This window comes from Paenibacillus sp. alder61 (genome assembly GCF_020179875.1).
GTDB lineage: Bacteria > Bacillota > Bacilli > Paenibacillales > Paenibacillaceae > Fontibacillus > Fontibacillus faecis.
In genome coordinates this window covers 185,096-199,640 of the sequence record NZ_JAIUDG010000005.1, presented here as the reverse complement: position 1 = coordinate 199,640, position 14,545 = coordinate 185,096, and the positions used below count along the sequence as shown (strand labels likewise).

The 14,545-nt window shown below is 43.3% G+C and carries 17 protein-coding genes; 6 read left to right on the top strand and 11 right to left on the bottom strand.

Annotated features, from left to right (window positions below; all coding sequences use genetic code 11):
• Positions 1-3 precede the first annotated feature (3 nt).
• Genes LBW89_RS07215 through LBW89_RS07205 form a run of 3 tightly spaced genes read left to right on the top strand, consistent with a single transcriptional unit; the run spans position 4 to position 2,572 of the window.
• Entirely contained in the window at positions 4-954 is a 951-nt protein-coding gene (locus tag LBW89_RS07215; protein WP_225038854.1) for an ATP-binding cassette domain-containing protein, read from the top strand.
• 25 nt (positions 955-979) lie between these two features.
• Positions 980-1,723 carry an ABC transporter permease gene (locus tag LBW89_RS27880; protein ID WP_225038853.1) on the top strand — a complete coding sequence of 248 codons (744 nt, stop codon included), beginning with the start codon at positions 980-982 and terminating at the stop codon, positions 1,721-1,723.
• A gap of 21 nt (positions 1,724-1,744) precedes the next feature.
• Positions 1,745-2,572 carry a MerR family transcriptional regulator gene (locus LBW89_RS07205; RefSeq protein WP_225038852.1) on the top strand — a complete coding sequence of 276 codons (828 nt, stop codon included), beginning with the start codon at positions 1,745-1,747 and terminating at the stop codon, positions 2,570-2,572.
• Between the two features lie 230 nt (positions 2,573-2,802).
• On the opposite strand, the gene LBW89_RS07200 is transcribed toward LBW89_RS07205, so the two are convergent.
• Both LBW89_RS07200 and LBW89_RS27875 read right to left on the bottom strand, forming a co-directional pair.
• Positions 2,803-3,138 carry a hypothetical protein gene (locus LBW89_RS07200; protein ID WP_225038851.1) on the bottom strand — a complete coding sequence of 112 codons (336 nt, stop codon included), beginning with the start codon at positions 3,136-3,138 and terminating at the stop codon, positions 2,803-2,805.
• 299 nt (positions 3,139-3,437) lie between these two features.
• The gene (locus LBW89_RS27875) at positions 3,438-3,521 is read right to left on the bottom strand and encodes a putative holin-like toxin (protein WP_225038886.1); all 84 of its coding nucleotides are present in this window, start codon (positions 3,519-3,521) and stop codon (positions 3,438-3,440) included.
• Positions 3,522-3,739: 218 nt separating this feature from the next.
• Here LBW89_RS27875 and LBW89_RS07190 point away from each other — a divergent pair, with 218 nt between their 5' ends.
• Positions 3,740-4,396, top strand: coding sequence for a glycosyltransferase (locus LBW89_RS07190; protein WP_148456500.1), 657 nt, complete (start codon positions 3,740-3,742; stop codon positions 4,394-4,396).
• Positions 4,397-4,639: 243 nt separating this feature from the next.
• On the opposite strand, the gene LBW89_RS07185 is transcribed toward LBW89_RS07190, so the two are convergent.
• The 3 genes from LBW89_RS07185 to LBW89_RS07175 form a co-directional block, all read right to left on the bottom strand.
• Entirely contained in the window at positions 4,640-5,638 is a 999-nt protein-coding gene (locus tag LBW89_RS07185; protein WP_225038850.1) for a virulence RhuM family protein, read from the bottom strand.
• Positions 5,639-5,820: 182 nt separating this feature from the next.
• Positions 5,821-6,897, bottom strand: coding sequence for a hypothetical protein (locus LBW89_RS07180; protein WP_225038849.1), 1,077 nt, complete (start codon positions 6,895-6,897; stop codon positions 5,821-5,823).
• 263 nt (positions 6,898-7,160) lie between these two features.
• Positions 7,161-7,448 (bottom strand): hypothetical protein, encoded by a 288-nt coding sequence (locus LBW89_RS07175; protein ID WP_225038848.1) that lies wholly within the window; start codon positions 7,446-7,448, stop codon positions 7,161-7,163.
• 202 nt (positions 7,449-7,650) lie between these two features.
• Here LBW89_RS07175 and LBW89_RS27870 point away from each other — a divergent pair, with 202 nt between their 5' ends.
• On the top strand, positions 7,651-7,791 hold the full coding sequence (locus LBW89_RS27870; RefSeq protein WP_148456491.1) for a helix-turn-helix domain-containing protein: 141 nt from the start codon (positions 7,651-7,653) through the stop codon (positions 7,789-7,791).
• Between the two features lie 38 nt (positions 7,792-7,829).
• On the opposite strand, the gene LBW89_RS07165 is transcribed toward LBW89_RS27870, so the two are convergent.
• From LBW89_RS07165 to LBW89_RS07140, 6 genes are all read right to left on the bottom strand, one after another.
• Positions 7,830-7,949 (bottom strand): DUF2750 domain-containing protein, encoded by a 120-nt coding sequence (locus LBW89_RS07165; protein ID WP_249043529.1) that lies wholly within the window; start codon positions 7,947-7,949, stop codon positions 7,830-7,832.
• 507 nt (positions 7,950-8,456) lie between these two features.
• Positions 8,457-9,620, bottom strand: coding sequence for a DUF4317 domain-containing protein (locus tag LBW89_RS07160; protein ID WP_225038847.1), 1,164 nt, complete (start codon positions 9,618-9,620; stop codon positions 8,457-8,459).
• A 61-nt stretch (positions 9,621-9,681) separates the two neighbouring features.
• Entirely contained in the window at positions 9,682-10,263 is a 582-nt protein-coding gene (locus tag LBW89_RS07155) for a DUF4256 domain-containing protein (protein ID WP_148456487.1), read from the bottom strand.
• A 94-nt stretch (positions 10,264-10,357) separates the two neighbouring features.
• Positions 10,358-11,272: a helix-turn-helix transcriptional regulator gene (locus LBW89_RS07150; RefSeq protein ID WP_225038846.1), complete on the bottom strand. Its 915-nt coding sequence runs from the start codon at positions 11,270-11,272 to the stop codon at positions 10,358-10,360.
• 3 nt (positions 11,273-11,275) lie between these two features.
• Complete coding sequence (locus tag LBW89_RS07145) at positions 11,276-13,528, bottom strand: ATP-binding cassette domain-containing protein (RefSeq protein ID WP_225038845.1); 2,253 nt, start codon at positions 13,526-13,528, stop codon at positions 11,276-11,278.
• Positions 13,529-13,698: 170 nt separating this feature from the next.
• Entirely contained in the window at positions 13,699-14,070 is a 372-nt protein-coding gene (locus LBW89_RS07140; protein ID WP_148456480.1) for a carboxymuconolactone decarboxylase family protein, read from the bottom strand.
• Between the two features lie 87 nt (positions 14,071-14,157).
• On the opposite strand from LBW89_RS07140, the gene LBW89_RS07135 reads away from it, so the two are divergent.
• Positions 14,158-14,541 carry a MerR family transcriptional regulator gene (locus LBW89_RS07135; protein ID WP_148456478.1) on the top strand — a complete coding sequence of 128 codons (384 nt, stop codon included), beginning with the start codon at positions 14,158-14,160 and terminating at the stop codon, positions 14,539-14,541.
• Positions 14,542-14,545 lie beyond the last annotated feature (4 nt).

The following is a 14,545-nucleotide window of genomic DNA, read 5'->3' as shown; positions in this document are numbered from 1 at the left end:
TCATTGGAAGCTATTACGGTGAGAGAACTAAATAAGACATTCAAAAACGGAAAAAAGGCTTTACACAATTTCAACTTAACGGTCTCTAAGGGAGAAATCTTTTCGCTGCTTGGTCAAAACGGGGCGGGGAAATCAACATTGATTAACATTTTGACCACTTACATCTTACCGACTTCCGGGGAAATCATAATTATGGGGTATCATTTGAAGAATGATAGCCAAAGCATCCGAAACTGCATCTCCTGTGTCGCACAACATACATCCATAGACAAACATATGTCGCTTAAGGAGAATTTGCAGTTTCAAGGCAGACTGTTCGGACTGGACTCTGCCACGATCCAAGCTCGCAGTGAAGAACTAATTCAAGCCTTTCACCTAACCGAATATTGTGATTATAATGTTTCCGAATATTCTGGAGGGGTGGCAAGACGGCTCGATATTGCCATGAGTATGATATCCCATCCCAAAGTTTTATTTTTGGATGAGCCAACCGTCGGTTTGGATATAGAATCAAGACAAATTTTGTGGCAAATGATGAAGACGATTCAAGAGAAGTTTAACACGACCATATTTTTGACAACTCATTATTTGGAAGAAGCCCAATTACTAAGCGATACCATTTGTATTATGAAAGACGGGCAACCACTAATTCAAGGTAGTATGGAAGAACTTAGGAAATATTTCAGCGAACCTGTTATTCGAGTTGAGCTTAATACCGTTGATGATATTGCTGCAATCGTAGAACGTTTGAATGCTCAGGACGTTATCAAACACGTAAGAGTCGAGGAAAAGACATTATACATCTCTGTAGATGACAGCTCCGAAGGCTTCGCCAAAACCAATTTATTATTAACCGAGAATCATGTTGGATTTTGTGCCATAGAGATTCAAAATCCTTCATTATCCGATATTTTCCTGAAATTCACTAGTCAGCCCATAAAGATGAACTTATAAATTGATTATACGGGGAGGAAGTAAAATGAGAACCTTCAGCATTGTCATGAGAAATGTAAAATGGCGGTTTAAAAATATGGAAACTATAATTATGACACTCATACAGCCGTTAATTTGGCTACTGTTATTTACTACGATGTTCCAATCGGAAACGTATGTTGGTGATAATTATACGGCTTATACACTTCCGGGAATTCTCATTCTCGTAACGCTAACTTCATCCGGTATGAGCGGAATTTCCAACTACTCCTGGAAATCCGACGGGATTTTTTATCGAATATTCATCTCTCCTGTGAAAAGAAGTTCTATCGTATTAGGGCATATTTTTGATGCGGCTATTTTAACTTTTGTCGAAGTTTTTATACTCTTTATTTTTTCTTTTTTCCTGTCCGTCAAAATAGCAACTGGAGTGCTCGGGTGCCTACTTATTATTGGTTTAATTTTCTTGTGCGTTTTTTTTGTAGCAAGCCTCTCCTATGCACTTAGTATGGTTTTTAAAACGGAAAACTCCTTTTTGGCCATTGTCAATACATTGATACTTCCCATCTTTTTCGTGAGCACCTCACTGATGTCTTATGAATATATCCCGGCCGCTTTTAAAATCCCGGTCTCGTTAAACCCTTTCACCTATGTTATAAATTGTATAAGGGAGTTAATTTTACATAACTCTATTAACTGGAGCTCTATAATAGGAACCTTCTTATTATTTCTGATCCTGGGCGTTTTGGCATTTCTGATCGCTTTACATGTATTGAAAACCAGAAATTAGACAATGTTAGGGAGGATTTCGGTGCTTAGAATTAGTGACTTTTCCATTCTATCGCAGTTAAGCACTAAGATGCTGAGGCATTATGCTGACATTGATTTACTTCCTCCAGGCTTTATTGATGAAAGTACAGGTTACCGATATTATTATGAACACCAGTTAGCAGTAGCTAACAAAATAAACATGTTGAAAACCATGGGATTCAGCCTGCATCTGATAAAAAAGATTTTATATGATTATGATGAGGACATTCATCTGATGAAGTTCTTGAATATGCAAGCGGCACAATTACAGGAGGAAATAAGTGAGAAGCAAGATAAAATATTGTTGATCAACTCTATGATTAAACATCTAAACGCTCAGAAAGACGCATCAAAATATACGGTTACGGCGAAGAAGATTCCGCAAAGACGGGTGATTTATTTTCGCGCACAACTCAAGCAGTATCAGGATGAAACCCTGTTATGGACAAAACTGTCCAGGATCATTCGCGCCCGGAATATACGGCTAAGCTACCCGCATTATAATACAGCGGTCTTTTACGAGGAAGATGTCCAAAATCAAAGAATTGATGTTGAAGTTCAAAAATCCATTTCAGGGGATTATGAAAATCTGCGGGAAGCAAATATTAAAACAGAAAATGAACAAACCGTAGCTTCATTTATTTACGAAGGACACTATAACAAACTTAGTGAAGTGAATGAAACCGTCGCTCATTGGATATTAGATAATGATTATGAACTGAACGGCCCCCAATTTAATATCTATCATATCTCCCCTGAAGAGGCTGACGAATCTGCCAATTTATTAACGGAGATTTGTTTTCCTATAAAGAAGAAGCTAATTCAGTAGGATGCACGGAGTTCGATTAAAGATCACCCAGTACCTTCCGAAACATATCGGAATGCACTTGGATAACATAGAATTCCTGCAAATCTGCATGTTTTTTCTTGTTCGGGCCCCAAATTTTGAGAATTCCTGCAAATCTGCAGGAATTTTTGACGAAACCGGCTCCTATCTCTAAATTCGCCAGAAATACCTGCAGATTTGCATCTTTTTTCGAATTCCCCTCTGGGATCGGCTTAAATACCTGCAGATTTGCATCTTTTTGAACTCTCGCCTAACCAAACATCTCGAATTTTCACATGATACACGGTGTCTTCACCATAACTAAATTTAACAGTTGAGGTCTTGTACGACCTGTATTTTATGGATTCTACTTCTTTTGCGGTCCTAACCCCAAGTTTGACGTCCTCCTGAAGCTCAGAGAGGCAATAATCAGCTGTCTCAATAACATGGTCCCATTTCCATTTTTGCAAGCCAGGTACTGCACCAAATTGTTGCACAGGAAATGCTTTTTGATCGTTACTCTCATGGAAAACATGATCGTAGTAGTTTAAGCTTTCGCGAAAAGCCACTACCACCTGTGTCTCTACCATTACGACCTAACTGTCCGATGTCCAAATCAATATGTCGCATTTTCCATTGTTCAATCTGCCTAATTTTACGCTTCCAACCGCGGATTTTCTTTTTATTACGCATTGGAGTTGCCAATCCCCCTCCTAGAGCGGGTCTCATTATTCTTGAGGTATAATTTTCTATATGCTAAGATAAAACTATATAAGGGACCGGCTGCAACCGGCCCCTCTGCACAACTTCCGCTATAAGAGCGGTCGGCATCGGAACGACGGAATAGACCGTGTCCTACCAGGGCGGTCTATTTCCTTTTATGGAACGAAAGTATCAACACAACCAATGTCGCAAATGAAATCATCAGCGTCAAAGCTTGGTATACTTCCATGGCATCACCTCCCTTCCGGGAGATTAGCCGACCGCCCTTACATCCGTTCAGTTGTACAACCTAAATATTACCATAAGTCGGATATTTCAAATAGTATGTGCATTTGATCTTTTGGCAAATTATTTATAGAGAATGAAAATCCCCCCTGTATATAACTGGATATTTTAAACACACTAAGATGACCGATTATATTCCACACGTACAAAGGAGCAGGGTGAATGAAAAATAAATGGTTCACGGCATGGTTGTTAACGTCCGTGCTTGTTTGCAGCATGGTGCAGCCCTTAACCGCGCACGCGATCACAAACACAAACGGGCAGAAAGAGGCGATATGCCTAAGCCCCAAAATGGTGCAGTTGAAAGGCGATATGCAAAAGGTTTGGATCGACCATACGATATGGACCCGGAGCTACATTGTCAGTGCGATGTCGAATCGTGCGGATCAGAAGGACGTGTTGGATCGGCTTTTGCGGAACCAGCAGGACATCGGCAATGTAATCAAGCCTTATTATGGGGAAGCCGCCGGCAATAAACTGGCGGACCTGTTAAGGGAGCACATTTTGATCGCGGGAAAAATTGTAGCGGCCGCCAAAGCGGGCAATCAAGCGGACATGGCAAAATTGGAGAAGGATTGGCACAGAAACGCCGACGATATCGCCAAATTTTTAAGCAACGCCAATCCCAACTGGCAGTTTAAGACGCTGCAGGATATGCTCTACACGCATCTTCAGTTAATTAATGAGATCGTCATTAACTGTCTCAAAGGAGATTGGAAAGCGGATATTGCCGCCACCGATAAAAATGAAATCCACGTGATTCATCTAGCGGATATCTTGACGGAAGGCATCGTCAAGCAATTTCCGGAGAAATTTTGACCGTGAATCGATATGCTGAACCGGGTAAACACCAACACAAAAAAGGGGCCGCTACGTCGGCCCTGAATTAACTCATCTTCGATCCCTCATCCAATAAAGCAAGAGCAAGCCGTGCTCGTTGGCTTTTTTCGCATAGTTGCATTCATGTGCCGGATTAAGCGTACGAAAAAGCTCAAAACGACTTAGGAAAAGATACCACCCCAATACAACCTCCCTAGAAACATCTAGAGGGGTTAAAATCAGTTATTTCAATCGATTTTTATTAATAAAATTGGTAAAGTCATCCTCTTGATTGTGTTGATTCTCAATTCGTTTCGCATTGTATTTCTCATATTGGCCAAGTGCCAATTTTTCGGCAACTTCTTGTGATATCTTCCCTGCATCTGTAAGAATTTCATGCTCATTAAATTTTAAGAAAGAGTTCAACTTTTCAATCCAATCCTTCATATACATTGGATTCTGTCGTTCCGCTTGATCTTCCGCATAGTCCAAATACATGGTTACAATACGATTCAAGGACTGCAATTCCTTGTCGGATAAATAATTTTTGGCAATAGTAACATCGGACTTTCTTACTTTATCGCCCTTCCAACTTGTTAGCCCCATATTCTCCTTCTCAGCATCGGCACGTTCTGCGATTAATTCAGCTGCTGTATGTCCATGAATAGCAAAATGCAGTTTATTCTGAACGGTTGCGAAGAACTCCTTAGACAACTCTGCTTGTGCATCATAATCGATTGATGTAGCATATATATCCGTAATTTTGCGATAAAACCTTTTCTCTGATGCACGGATATCTCGGATACGCTGGAGCAATTCATCAAAGTAGTCTTGTCCGAAATTACGTATATCCTTCAAGCGTTCATCATCCATTGTAAAACCTTTGACGAGGTATTCGTTGAGCCGTTCTGTTGCCCACCGCCTGAACTGCGTACCTCTATGTGAGCGGACACGGTATCCGATGGCGATGATCATTTCAAGGTTATAAAATGATACTTCTCGTTCTACTTGTCGTTGCCCTTCAGTTTGAACTATTCGTTTTTTCCGAATAGTTGCTTCTTCGTTCAATTCACGTTCTTCGTAAATGTTCTTTATATGTTCATTTATTGTGTTTACACCCTTCTGATACAATTCCGCAATCGCCTTTTGCGTCATCCAGACTGTGCCGTTTTCTAACTTGACATCAATCTTAGTATTTCCATCTTCTGTCTGGTATATTAAGATATCTGTATGGTTGTCCATTTCATTCACTCCTTTGCTATATCCATTTTACCACCCCCTACGGCCTGAGAGTCCAGGCCGCAGACCTCATCGGCAAAGAGAAAAAAGAGTACTCCCCATGTCCGATCATCACTCGATACTTCAGCGCATGCCGTAGATTCGTACGATTTCAGCAGCCTCCATTGAGACGTCTGTTCCAAAACTCACTCTGCCGTAAACTCCTCCGTTGACGGCATATTATCCCAAACCTTCCCGTCAGAACGGTAATACTTTCTCACATGCGAATCGTCTGTTTTTGTATAGTCTATAACAAAAACTTGCCCTGTTTCTATCAGCATCGGATAGTTGTCATAAGGCAATACATCGCCTGTTTTTGACTTATCTTTGAAATCATTGTACGCATTCTCCAAACGCCAAAACTCCCGGTATGCATAATCTTCAAATCCGGTCAAATCTTGTTTTCCAAAATACGAAGCCTCATATTTTTTTTCGTTAACTACTATAGTATCCACTCTGCTCGGTTCGATATCTTTCGCTAACCCAATTAAGTCTTCCGAATAAATGTTGTTGCCGTAAACTTTTTTCAACTGATTTGCCATGCTGGGAACGGAACGCGTAGTGTAATCCATGCCGTCAAACCCGGTATGCGCTCCACCGTAAATCCCCATCACGCTTTCGCCACTTAGATTGTTAAACTCGCGGATAAAGTTCTCCGCCATTTTGTTTTCGCGATACGCATCATCGGAATTTCCATAGTAATATTTACCTTGCTCAATAGCCTCCTGCGCCAGCAAGTATTGCTCAGAGCCTTGCATGTTGTTTTTTTCCAAATACTTTATAAATCGTTCTCCGATCGTATCGTACTGGTGGCCAACATCCGTACCATGAAAAATCGTTTTGGGACATTTGCTTTTTATCTTCTTATAGAACTCCTTAATATCAGGGTTATGCGACGCAGTATCAATCCAATCCTCATAGATCTCGTCTAAAATATCATCGCTATCCGACCGCATCCAAATGTTTAAATACTCCGCGGTATAGTACGGATTTTCAATAAATAAATGTCGCATATTTTTGTTGTTGTAGTAATCACTCCATAGCTCTAATTCTTTATCTAAAATTTTTTGTACGCCATGCTGTTCCCCATACAGATAAATCTGCCCTGATGGTTGCGATGAGGACGCAGGCTGATCAATCGGCGTAGGCTTATCTGAACAAGCAGCTAACACCGTCAGCAAGACCATCACCACGACAAGCGCAAAGTACCTTGTGCTTTTCACAAGCTATTCCTCCATTAATATGGTTTCCGATTCTCTTTAGTTCAAATTGTGTTGCTTCCAACATCAAGATAAGCCTTACTTCATCATTTTTGTTCAAACCTAGCACATCCATTTTGAATAATCTATAAAAAAAGTCCTCGTTATAGCATATCGCAGTAATATCAATGAGTGGTCTTAAGTTCATATTAGTAAACATCATACCGCAAAAACTTGGACCAAAAGACCGATCGCCTGTTTGAGCATACCTGTATGGGGAATTGCCTTTAAGTCCTCCGACCATCATCACTCAGCAACGCAATCGCAAGCCGCATTCCATCCTTTACGCCTTCCATATACAAGCCTTCATTCTCTGCAGCTCGTCTGCAATGAAGCTTGTCCTCCCAATCCAGAAACTCCGGTATCTGTGCCTTGTTCACACCAGGAAACATAGCATCAAGAGCCGCATGCTCTTCGGCCCTAAGCTTTCGTAACTCGGGCTGACGTTCGATTTGAACCATAACGCTGTTCACCCTCTCCTGAATCACACTATGAAACCATGACGGAATCTGCATTGCAGTTGCCCTCCTTCAATTCATGTCCTAACGCTTCAATGTTGCGCAGATCGGCCTTTTGCGTGTAGCAGCATTCATACGCCAGATCCTCTTGAGCCTATTATCAGTCTGTTGTACTAACTGCAACAGATAAAGTTTCCAACAATATGTAATTGTTTTACAAAATTAAAAAAAGAAAATCGAGATCTGTTGATGATTCCTTGTGGATCGATCTTATATTTCCATGATTGAAGTTGGCAGAAATGAACCCTCTGTAACCAAAATATTTGAACTTTGCAAAGGGTTAAAAATCAAGCCTTCCGACTTTTTTAAACTGGTAGAAAACGAATATGTAGAGCTGTAAAAGAAGGACAATGCGAACAAATAAGAGCGGGTATAGGCCTAAAGGCAGCCTTTCCCGCTCTTGTTGTTGTTAATAGGTTTTTTCATGCAATCCTCGTTATTCCAAAATACAGACACCCTATTACCCTCGTCTTTAAGGCCGGGTAACCAATCTTCTATAAACTCTTCTAAGGCAATGCTTTTAGGGGCTACCTTCTTGATAAGTACTCATACCTCTTATTAGCAGGTAATTTTATGACAGCTTCAAGTTCCTTAATGTCCATCGAGCCACCCTTGTTACTTTTCTATCAGTCATGCCCACTAGCTGTCAAAGTGCCTTGTGCACTCCCAACACTTCCAACTGCAAAAAGATGCAAATCTGCAGGTATTTCAGGCCGATCCACGACGGGATGCGAAAAAAGATGCAAATCTGCAGGCATTTTTAACGAGTTTAGCGATACGAGCCGATTTCGTCGAAAATTCCTGCAGAATTGCAGGAATTTTCGACGAAATTTGGGCCCCAAACAAGAAAAAAACATGCACTTTTGCAGGAATTCTCTGTGATCAACGTTTTCCCATAGGCTGCTGGTACTGGCAGATCGATGATGGCATGATACAGCCGCATTTAACTCCATCCTGTATACTCCTGTCCAGCGTTACGCCCACTCGAACCGGAACTCCCCCGACCTACAACGTCTCCGTATTCAGCGTAAATCCTTCAATCACGGCGTCTTCGTCTACCTCGATCAAAATACACCGTTTCCCTTGATAATTCACCTGTCTCACGTACTTCAGATCCTGCGGGCTGACCGAAATCGTGGCGACCTTCGTATCGATCTTAATCGATTTCGAGGTGAATTTCGGGACGACGCTGGTCGCTTTGATTTCGTAGTTCCTGTCATCGACGATCGTTTCGAACGCCCGTTCCACTTTTTCCGCCGTCACATTCTCCACGCCGCTGACGATCAGCATGCGTTCCACATCTTTATAGTCCAGCTTCGGCGGTTCTTCCTCTTCATGGGTCTCGATGACCTGATGAATTTCCTCGTACACGCTGGCGATCGTTGAGGCGTCGAGCTGTTCTCCCGCCACTTCCTTCACGATCTCCTCAAAAATCGCTCGCTCCTCCAACGCCGTCACGGTCTTCTCGGCATTCAGGACTTCCTCGATGAAATGCTGATTCGGTTCGTGCGCCCTTCCCGAGCAGTACAGCACCCGATTCACGTCGGAATAGCCGTCCGTTACGCTGGGGTAGAAAAAACCCTGCTCCGGCGAACTCAACTTAATGATCGGGTCCACGATCACATTGTATTTGAATTCCCGCTCGACGTAATCGAACATGAGCGTTTTCTTCTGCTGCTCTGTAGAATTGATGCTGCACAGAATGAACGGATTGGCGAACATCTCGTCGTTTTCGCTTTCCTCGGCCTCTTCGTTTCTGGCTTTGGTCGGCTGATAGTATTGCCCGCGGACGAAAGTAATCACCGTATCTTTTTCATAATGGGTATCCGTGAGCATCTTCTCCACCAGCAGGATCATCAGATCATGCCATTCTTCCGCATCCCCGGTCACCAGACCTTGATGGAGTAGCACCCGCGTCGGCGTCTCCGCTTCCTCGTGAAGTTTTAGCTCGAACAACTTTTGATCCAATTCGCCGGCCAGCAGCTTTTTGAAATTCCCCATATAAAGCTCCTGCTTTTCCCTGTCCACCAGCGCAAAAGGCTGCCGCTCGTAATGATAAATTTCGTTCGTTTCCTTCATAATATACACATTCAAAATATCGTAAATTTGGAGCTTTTCGTGATCCAGCTTAAACTGCTTGCGAATATATGCGACTTCTTTCTTTAGCATGTTCTATGGGACATCTCCTAAAAGTGAAATGGTCTTTCCGAAACCGAGGTGCCTCCCGTACTCAGACCCTCAGCGAGCCGCGGAACCCTCTGGCGGCATAGTAGGATTCCGCGCCATTGTGGTACACAAACACCGTCTCGTAGCGCCGGTCGCAAAAGAGAGCTCCGCCAAGTTTTCTAATATTGTCGGGGGTGACCACCCAACTCGATGTTTTCGTATCAAACTTTCCAAGCTTCTGCAATTCCCGGTATTGTTCTTCCGTTAAAAGCTCAATCCCCATGGCGGCCGCCATATCCAGCGCGCTATTCTGCGGCTTGTGTTCCTTCCGCGACTCCAGCGCTTCGCGGTCATAACAAACACTTCGGCGGCCTTTCGGGCTTTCCGCGGAACAATCGTAAAAGATGTATTCCCCTGTCGCTGGATCATGACCGACCACATCCGGTTCGCCGCCGGTTCTCTCCATTTCATAGAGCGACCACATTTTCTCGGCGTTCGCTTCGAGCTTGGCTTGAACTTCCGCCCATTCCAGGCCGTCATGGCGGTTCCTATTTTTCTCAAATCGGGCTTTCAATGCCGCGAGCAGTTCTTCCCCCTGTTCTGGGGACAGCACCTTGTTGTCGCTGGATTCATTCCTCTTGGTCATGGTCGATCCTCCCTCATTTCTGCCTCAGCTCTTTATACCACATTTTTATTATAGTTTAAATCATCCCAAACTTCGTTTATTTCTCTACAATCTTTTAGCCGGTGTACAATTTTTTGATGTCATCTAAACATGCTATAAATTTCTGAATGAGTTCTTCAGGATAAATAATACGGACTTTATTTCCAAAACCAATAATTTGCGCGATAGCTTTATCAACCGTGTAATAATTTTTCTTTACGAGGATTGTCCCGTCCGGATGATTCATGATTTCATCTTTCTGAAAATGATCTAATACTTGCGCCCTCATCTCTGGGCTAAATTGGAGGCCAACCGTGATTACGCCGCTATCCGCCTTCCCGTCATCCTTGCCATAGAGATCTTCAATCGTATAGGCACGCCTGGTAAAATAGCGATCTGTGTTATACGTTTCAATGATCCGGGTTAATTTAAAGACTCTGAGTTCCTTCCGCAGTAAACAATGCCCCCAAGTATACCAGTGATAATCTTTTAAAAAGATTCCCATCGGTTCTATATCCCGTACGGTTTCACTTCCTTTATGATCCACGTATCGAATCTTGATTACAGTACAATTCTGAATGGATTTGTATAGGGCTTGAATATGTTGCGAACTGTTATTCGAATGCGAAATTTGCAGTTGGATGCTTGGGTCTTGCACGGGGACTGTGTCCATTAATAGATTGATTTTTGAAATCAATTCGTGGATATCCTCGAACCCCGTAGCCTTTTCAACGCTTCTTAACGCCCATTGGATCGAGAGTAAATCCTCTAAAGTCAGATACGTCTTATCCCATTTGAACCCATCCATTAATTCATAACCGCCGTCTTGTCCGGAAAGCGATACGATGGGAATCCCTGCTCGATGAAGAGAATCGATATCCCGGTATATCGTTCTCTCGGATACTTCAAAATACCTCGATAGGTCCTCCGCCTTCATCCTTTTCCTGTGAATCAGCAGCACAATGATCCCTAATAACCGTTCGATTTTCAAGGTTCAGTCCCCCGGAATCTCATTTCTTAAATATTGTGCGGTTATCGAGTTGCATCGGGTCACCAAATCTTGCGGCGTGCCTGCGAACATGATCTCTCCTCCATGTTTTCCGCCATCGGGTCCAAGATCAATAATCCAATCCGCTTGTTTCATCACATCCAGATGGTGTTCGATCACAATGACGGTACTGCCGTTATCAACCAAGCGATTGAGAATGGATATTAAATGTCTCACATCGGACATGTGAAGCCCCGTCGTCGGCTCGTCCAACACATAGAAGTTCCCGGATCGGTGAAGCTCGCCCGCTAATTTAAGTCTTTGGCATTCCCCGCCCGATAACGTATTCAACGGTTGTCCCAACGTCATATAGTCTAATCCTACTTCCGATAATGCTTGTAAAGTAGAGACCACTTCTCTCTCCCGAAAAAATGATAGGGTCTCTAATACGGTCATGTCCAGAACATCCGATATGGATTTTCCATTTAACTTATACTGAAGAACTTCTTCTTTGAACCGTTTCCCATGGCATGTTTCGCAAGTCGTTCTAATACTTTCAAGAAATGCCAGGTCCGTAGTAATAAACCCGTTGCCTTGGCAGTCCGGGCACGCCCCTTCCGAATTAAAGCTAAAAAGCGACTTGCTTACCTTGTTCGCTGAGGCAAAGGCATCCCGAATCGCCTCCATCATGCCCGTATAAGTCGCCGGAGTTGATCTGGTCGAGGTACTCACTGACTTTTGATCGATCACAATACTATCCGGATGCTGCTCCAGAAAAACGTCAAAAATCAATGTACTTTTCCCCGAACCGGCCACTCCCGTAATGACAGTGAGCACACCACAAGGGATATGAGCAGTAACCTGCTTCAGATTATGTTTTGAGGCTCCAACAACGGAAAGATATCCGGTGGATTTCCGAGTTTCCTTTTTTAGGGATAGGGTATCCCTCATATACTTTCCGGTTAATGTATCGGCATCGCACAACCCCGGGAAATCTCCTTCATAGACAATTTCGCCACCACTTTCACCCGCGCCTGGTCCAATATCGACGACATGATCGGCAATCTGAATCACATCCTTGTCATGCTCGACCACGATCACGGTGTTTCCTTTGTCCCGGAGTCGCTCGAGCATCCGATTGAGGCGGTGTACATCACGGGGATGCAATCCGGTACTGGGTTCATCAAAAATATACATCATATCCGTAAGACTGCTGTTCAGATGCCGTATCATTTTTACGCGCTGCGATTCGCCGCCGGACAAGGTTGATGTTTCCCGGTTGAGCGAAAGATAGTAGAGTCCCATGTCTACAAGATGATGCAACCGAATGGACAGATTGGAAATGATCGGTTTGGCTATGGGATCTTTTATGGCTTCGATGACTTTTAACAACTCGCCTATTTCCATAGCAGCGAATTGGGCGATGTTATAGCCATTTATTTTGCAATTTAATACCTCGTGGCTTAACCGGGTTCCATTACATGCCGTGCAATGGGTTATGGTAATAAACTTCTTGACATTGTTTGATAATTGATGAATTTCTTTTTCCAAAAACATGCGTCTAAATCGGTCAATTACCCCTTCGAAATACTTGACAGGTTCGTTCTTTAAGGGGAGTACGATTTTCTTGTCTTTGCCATAAAGCAGCATTTGCCACTCGGTCTCCGTGTAATCCATTAACTTTTTGTCCGGATCAAAAAGGCCTGAGATGAGATGTTTCTGCCAATACCAGGTCCCCACGGAGAAGGTGGAGAACAAAATCGCGCCTTCATTCAGTGATTTTGTCTTATCAAACAGCTTCTCTATATCGGGCTCCACCCTCCGCCCAATTCCCTGACACCTCGGACACATCCCCTTCGGATTATTGAAGGAAAAAACATCCGATTCGCCTATGAAGGGCTGCCCGATCCGGGAAAATAATAATCGCAGCAAGGAGTAAGTGTCCGTGACCGTACCCAACGTTGAACGTACGTTTCCGCCTAATCGCTTTTGATCGATCACCACGGCCGGAGACAGGTTCTCGATGGACAATGCGTCCGGTTGACTGTAGGTGGGCAAGCGATTTTGAATATACGCCGTAAATGTTTGATTTAATTGACGCTGGGCTTCCTTGCTGATCGTGTCGAACACGATGGATGACTTTCCGGAACCGGAAACGCCCGTAAACACAGTGATTTTCTTCTTGGGAATAGAGAGTGTTATATTTTTTAAGTTATTTTCCTTTAAGCCTACAAGTTTGATATATTGATTCGGATCCATCGGATTTACCACTCCTGTATCGTTTTGACTTTTATTTAAAGCTCATTATACAGAAGTACCCTGACAGCATTATGTCAGGGTGAGTATAGATTATTTAACTTGGATATGCTCTTTCGCCCTAACAGAATCTCCTAACTTTCAAAATTTCTTAGCAGGCTAGCAACATTACCTCATTGATTCTGAAATACACGTTTGGCCGCTGCCACAGCGTTGAGCACTTTGGGGAATCCTGTATAGGGAATGCACTGCATAAAAGCTTCCACTATTTTTTCTTGCGGGATTCCCACGTTTAACGCGCCTTGAATGTGTACCTCTAATTGCGGCTCGCAACCGCCTGCGGTAAGCAGACTGGTGATGGTAATCAATTCTCTTTCCTGCAGGCTCAGCCCTTCACGGCTATAGATGTCGCCAAACGCAAATTCAATAATGTATCTTCCTAAGTCGGGAGCGATATGCTGCAGTGACTCGATGACATGCTTACCTCCCTCACCATCCACTTCCGTCAGCTTTTCCAGACCACGTGCATAACGTTCAGTTTCCATTGCATGACTCCTCCTCTGTGTTGTATAGTACCAGCATACAATCTGGAGTTCACTCCAGATCAAGCATATTTTTAGGAGGCGGTCCAAATTTGTTATTCCATCGGAGAATTTTCGGTCCTCACAGGTTTAAGCATAGATACGTTGCGCTATTATGAGAAGGAGCATCTTATTCGAGTTGCGCGAAATGCGGCTGGCAGACGCTGCTATACCGAAGACGATCAGAACTGGATTTTGTTTATTAAGCGTCTGAAGGAAACCGGTATGGCGATCAAGGAAATAAGGGACTATGCCGACCTTCGTTACCAGGGCGACATGACGATGCAGAGCAGATTAAGTATGCTGACAAAGCATCGCCTTTTCGTTCTCGCCGAAAAAAAGAAGTGGGAAGACAATTTGAAGCATTTGGACGATAAGATTCGAATCTATGAAGAAAAATTAAACGGCGGCTTCCTCCAGAGCAGTTCAAGCTGAAACG

Coding starts and splice junctions, on each gene's coding strand:
- LBW89_RS27880 (WP_225038853.1), top strand. CDS start 980: ATGAGAACCTTCAGCATTGTCATGAGAAATGTAAAATGGCGGTTTAAA.
- LBW89_RS27875 (WP_225038886.1), bottom strand. CDS start 3,521: ATGGAAGTATACCAAGCTTTGACGCTGATGATTTCATTTGCGACATTG.
- LBW89_RS07185 (WP_225038850.1), bottom strand. CDS start 5,638: ATGGACAACCATACAGATATCTTAATATACCAGACAGAAGATGGAAAT.
- LBW89_RS07140 (WP_148456480.1), bottom strand. CDS start 14,070: ATGGAAACTGAACGTTATGCACGTGGTCTGGAAAAGCTGACGGAAGTG.
- LBW89_RS07190 (WP_148456500.1), top strand. CDS start 3,740: ATGAAAAATAAATGGTTCACGGCATGGTTGTTAACGTCCGTGCTTGTT.
- LBW89_RS07155 (WP_148456487.1), bottom strand. CDS start 10,263: ATGACCAAGAGGAATGAATCCAGCGACAACAAGGTGCTGTCCCCAGAA.
- LBW89_RS07160 (WP_225038847.1), bottom strand. CDS start 9,620: ATGCTAAAGAAAGAAGTCGCATATATTCGCAAGCAGTTTAAGCTGGAT.
- LBW89_RS07145 (WP_225038845.1), bottom strand. CDS start 13,528: ATGGATCCGAATCAATATATCAAACTTGTAGGCTTAAAGGAAAATAAC.
- LBW89_RS07175 (WP_225038848.1), bottom strand. CDS start 7,448: ATGCAGATTCCGTCATGGTTTCATAGTGTGATTCAGGAGAGGGTGAAC.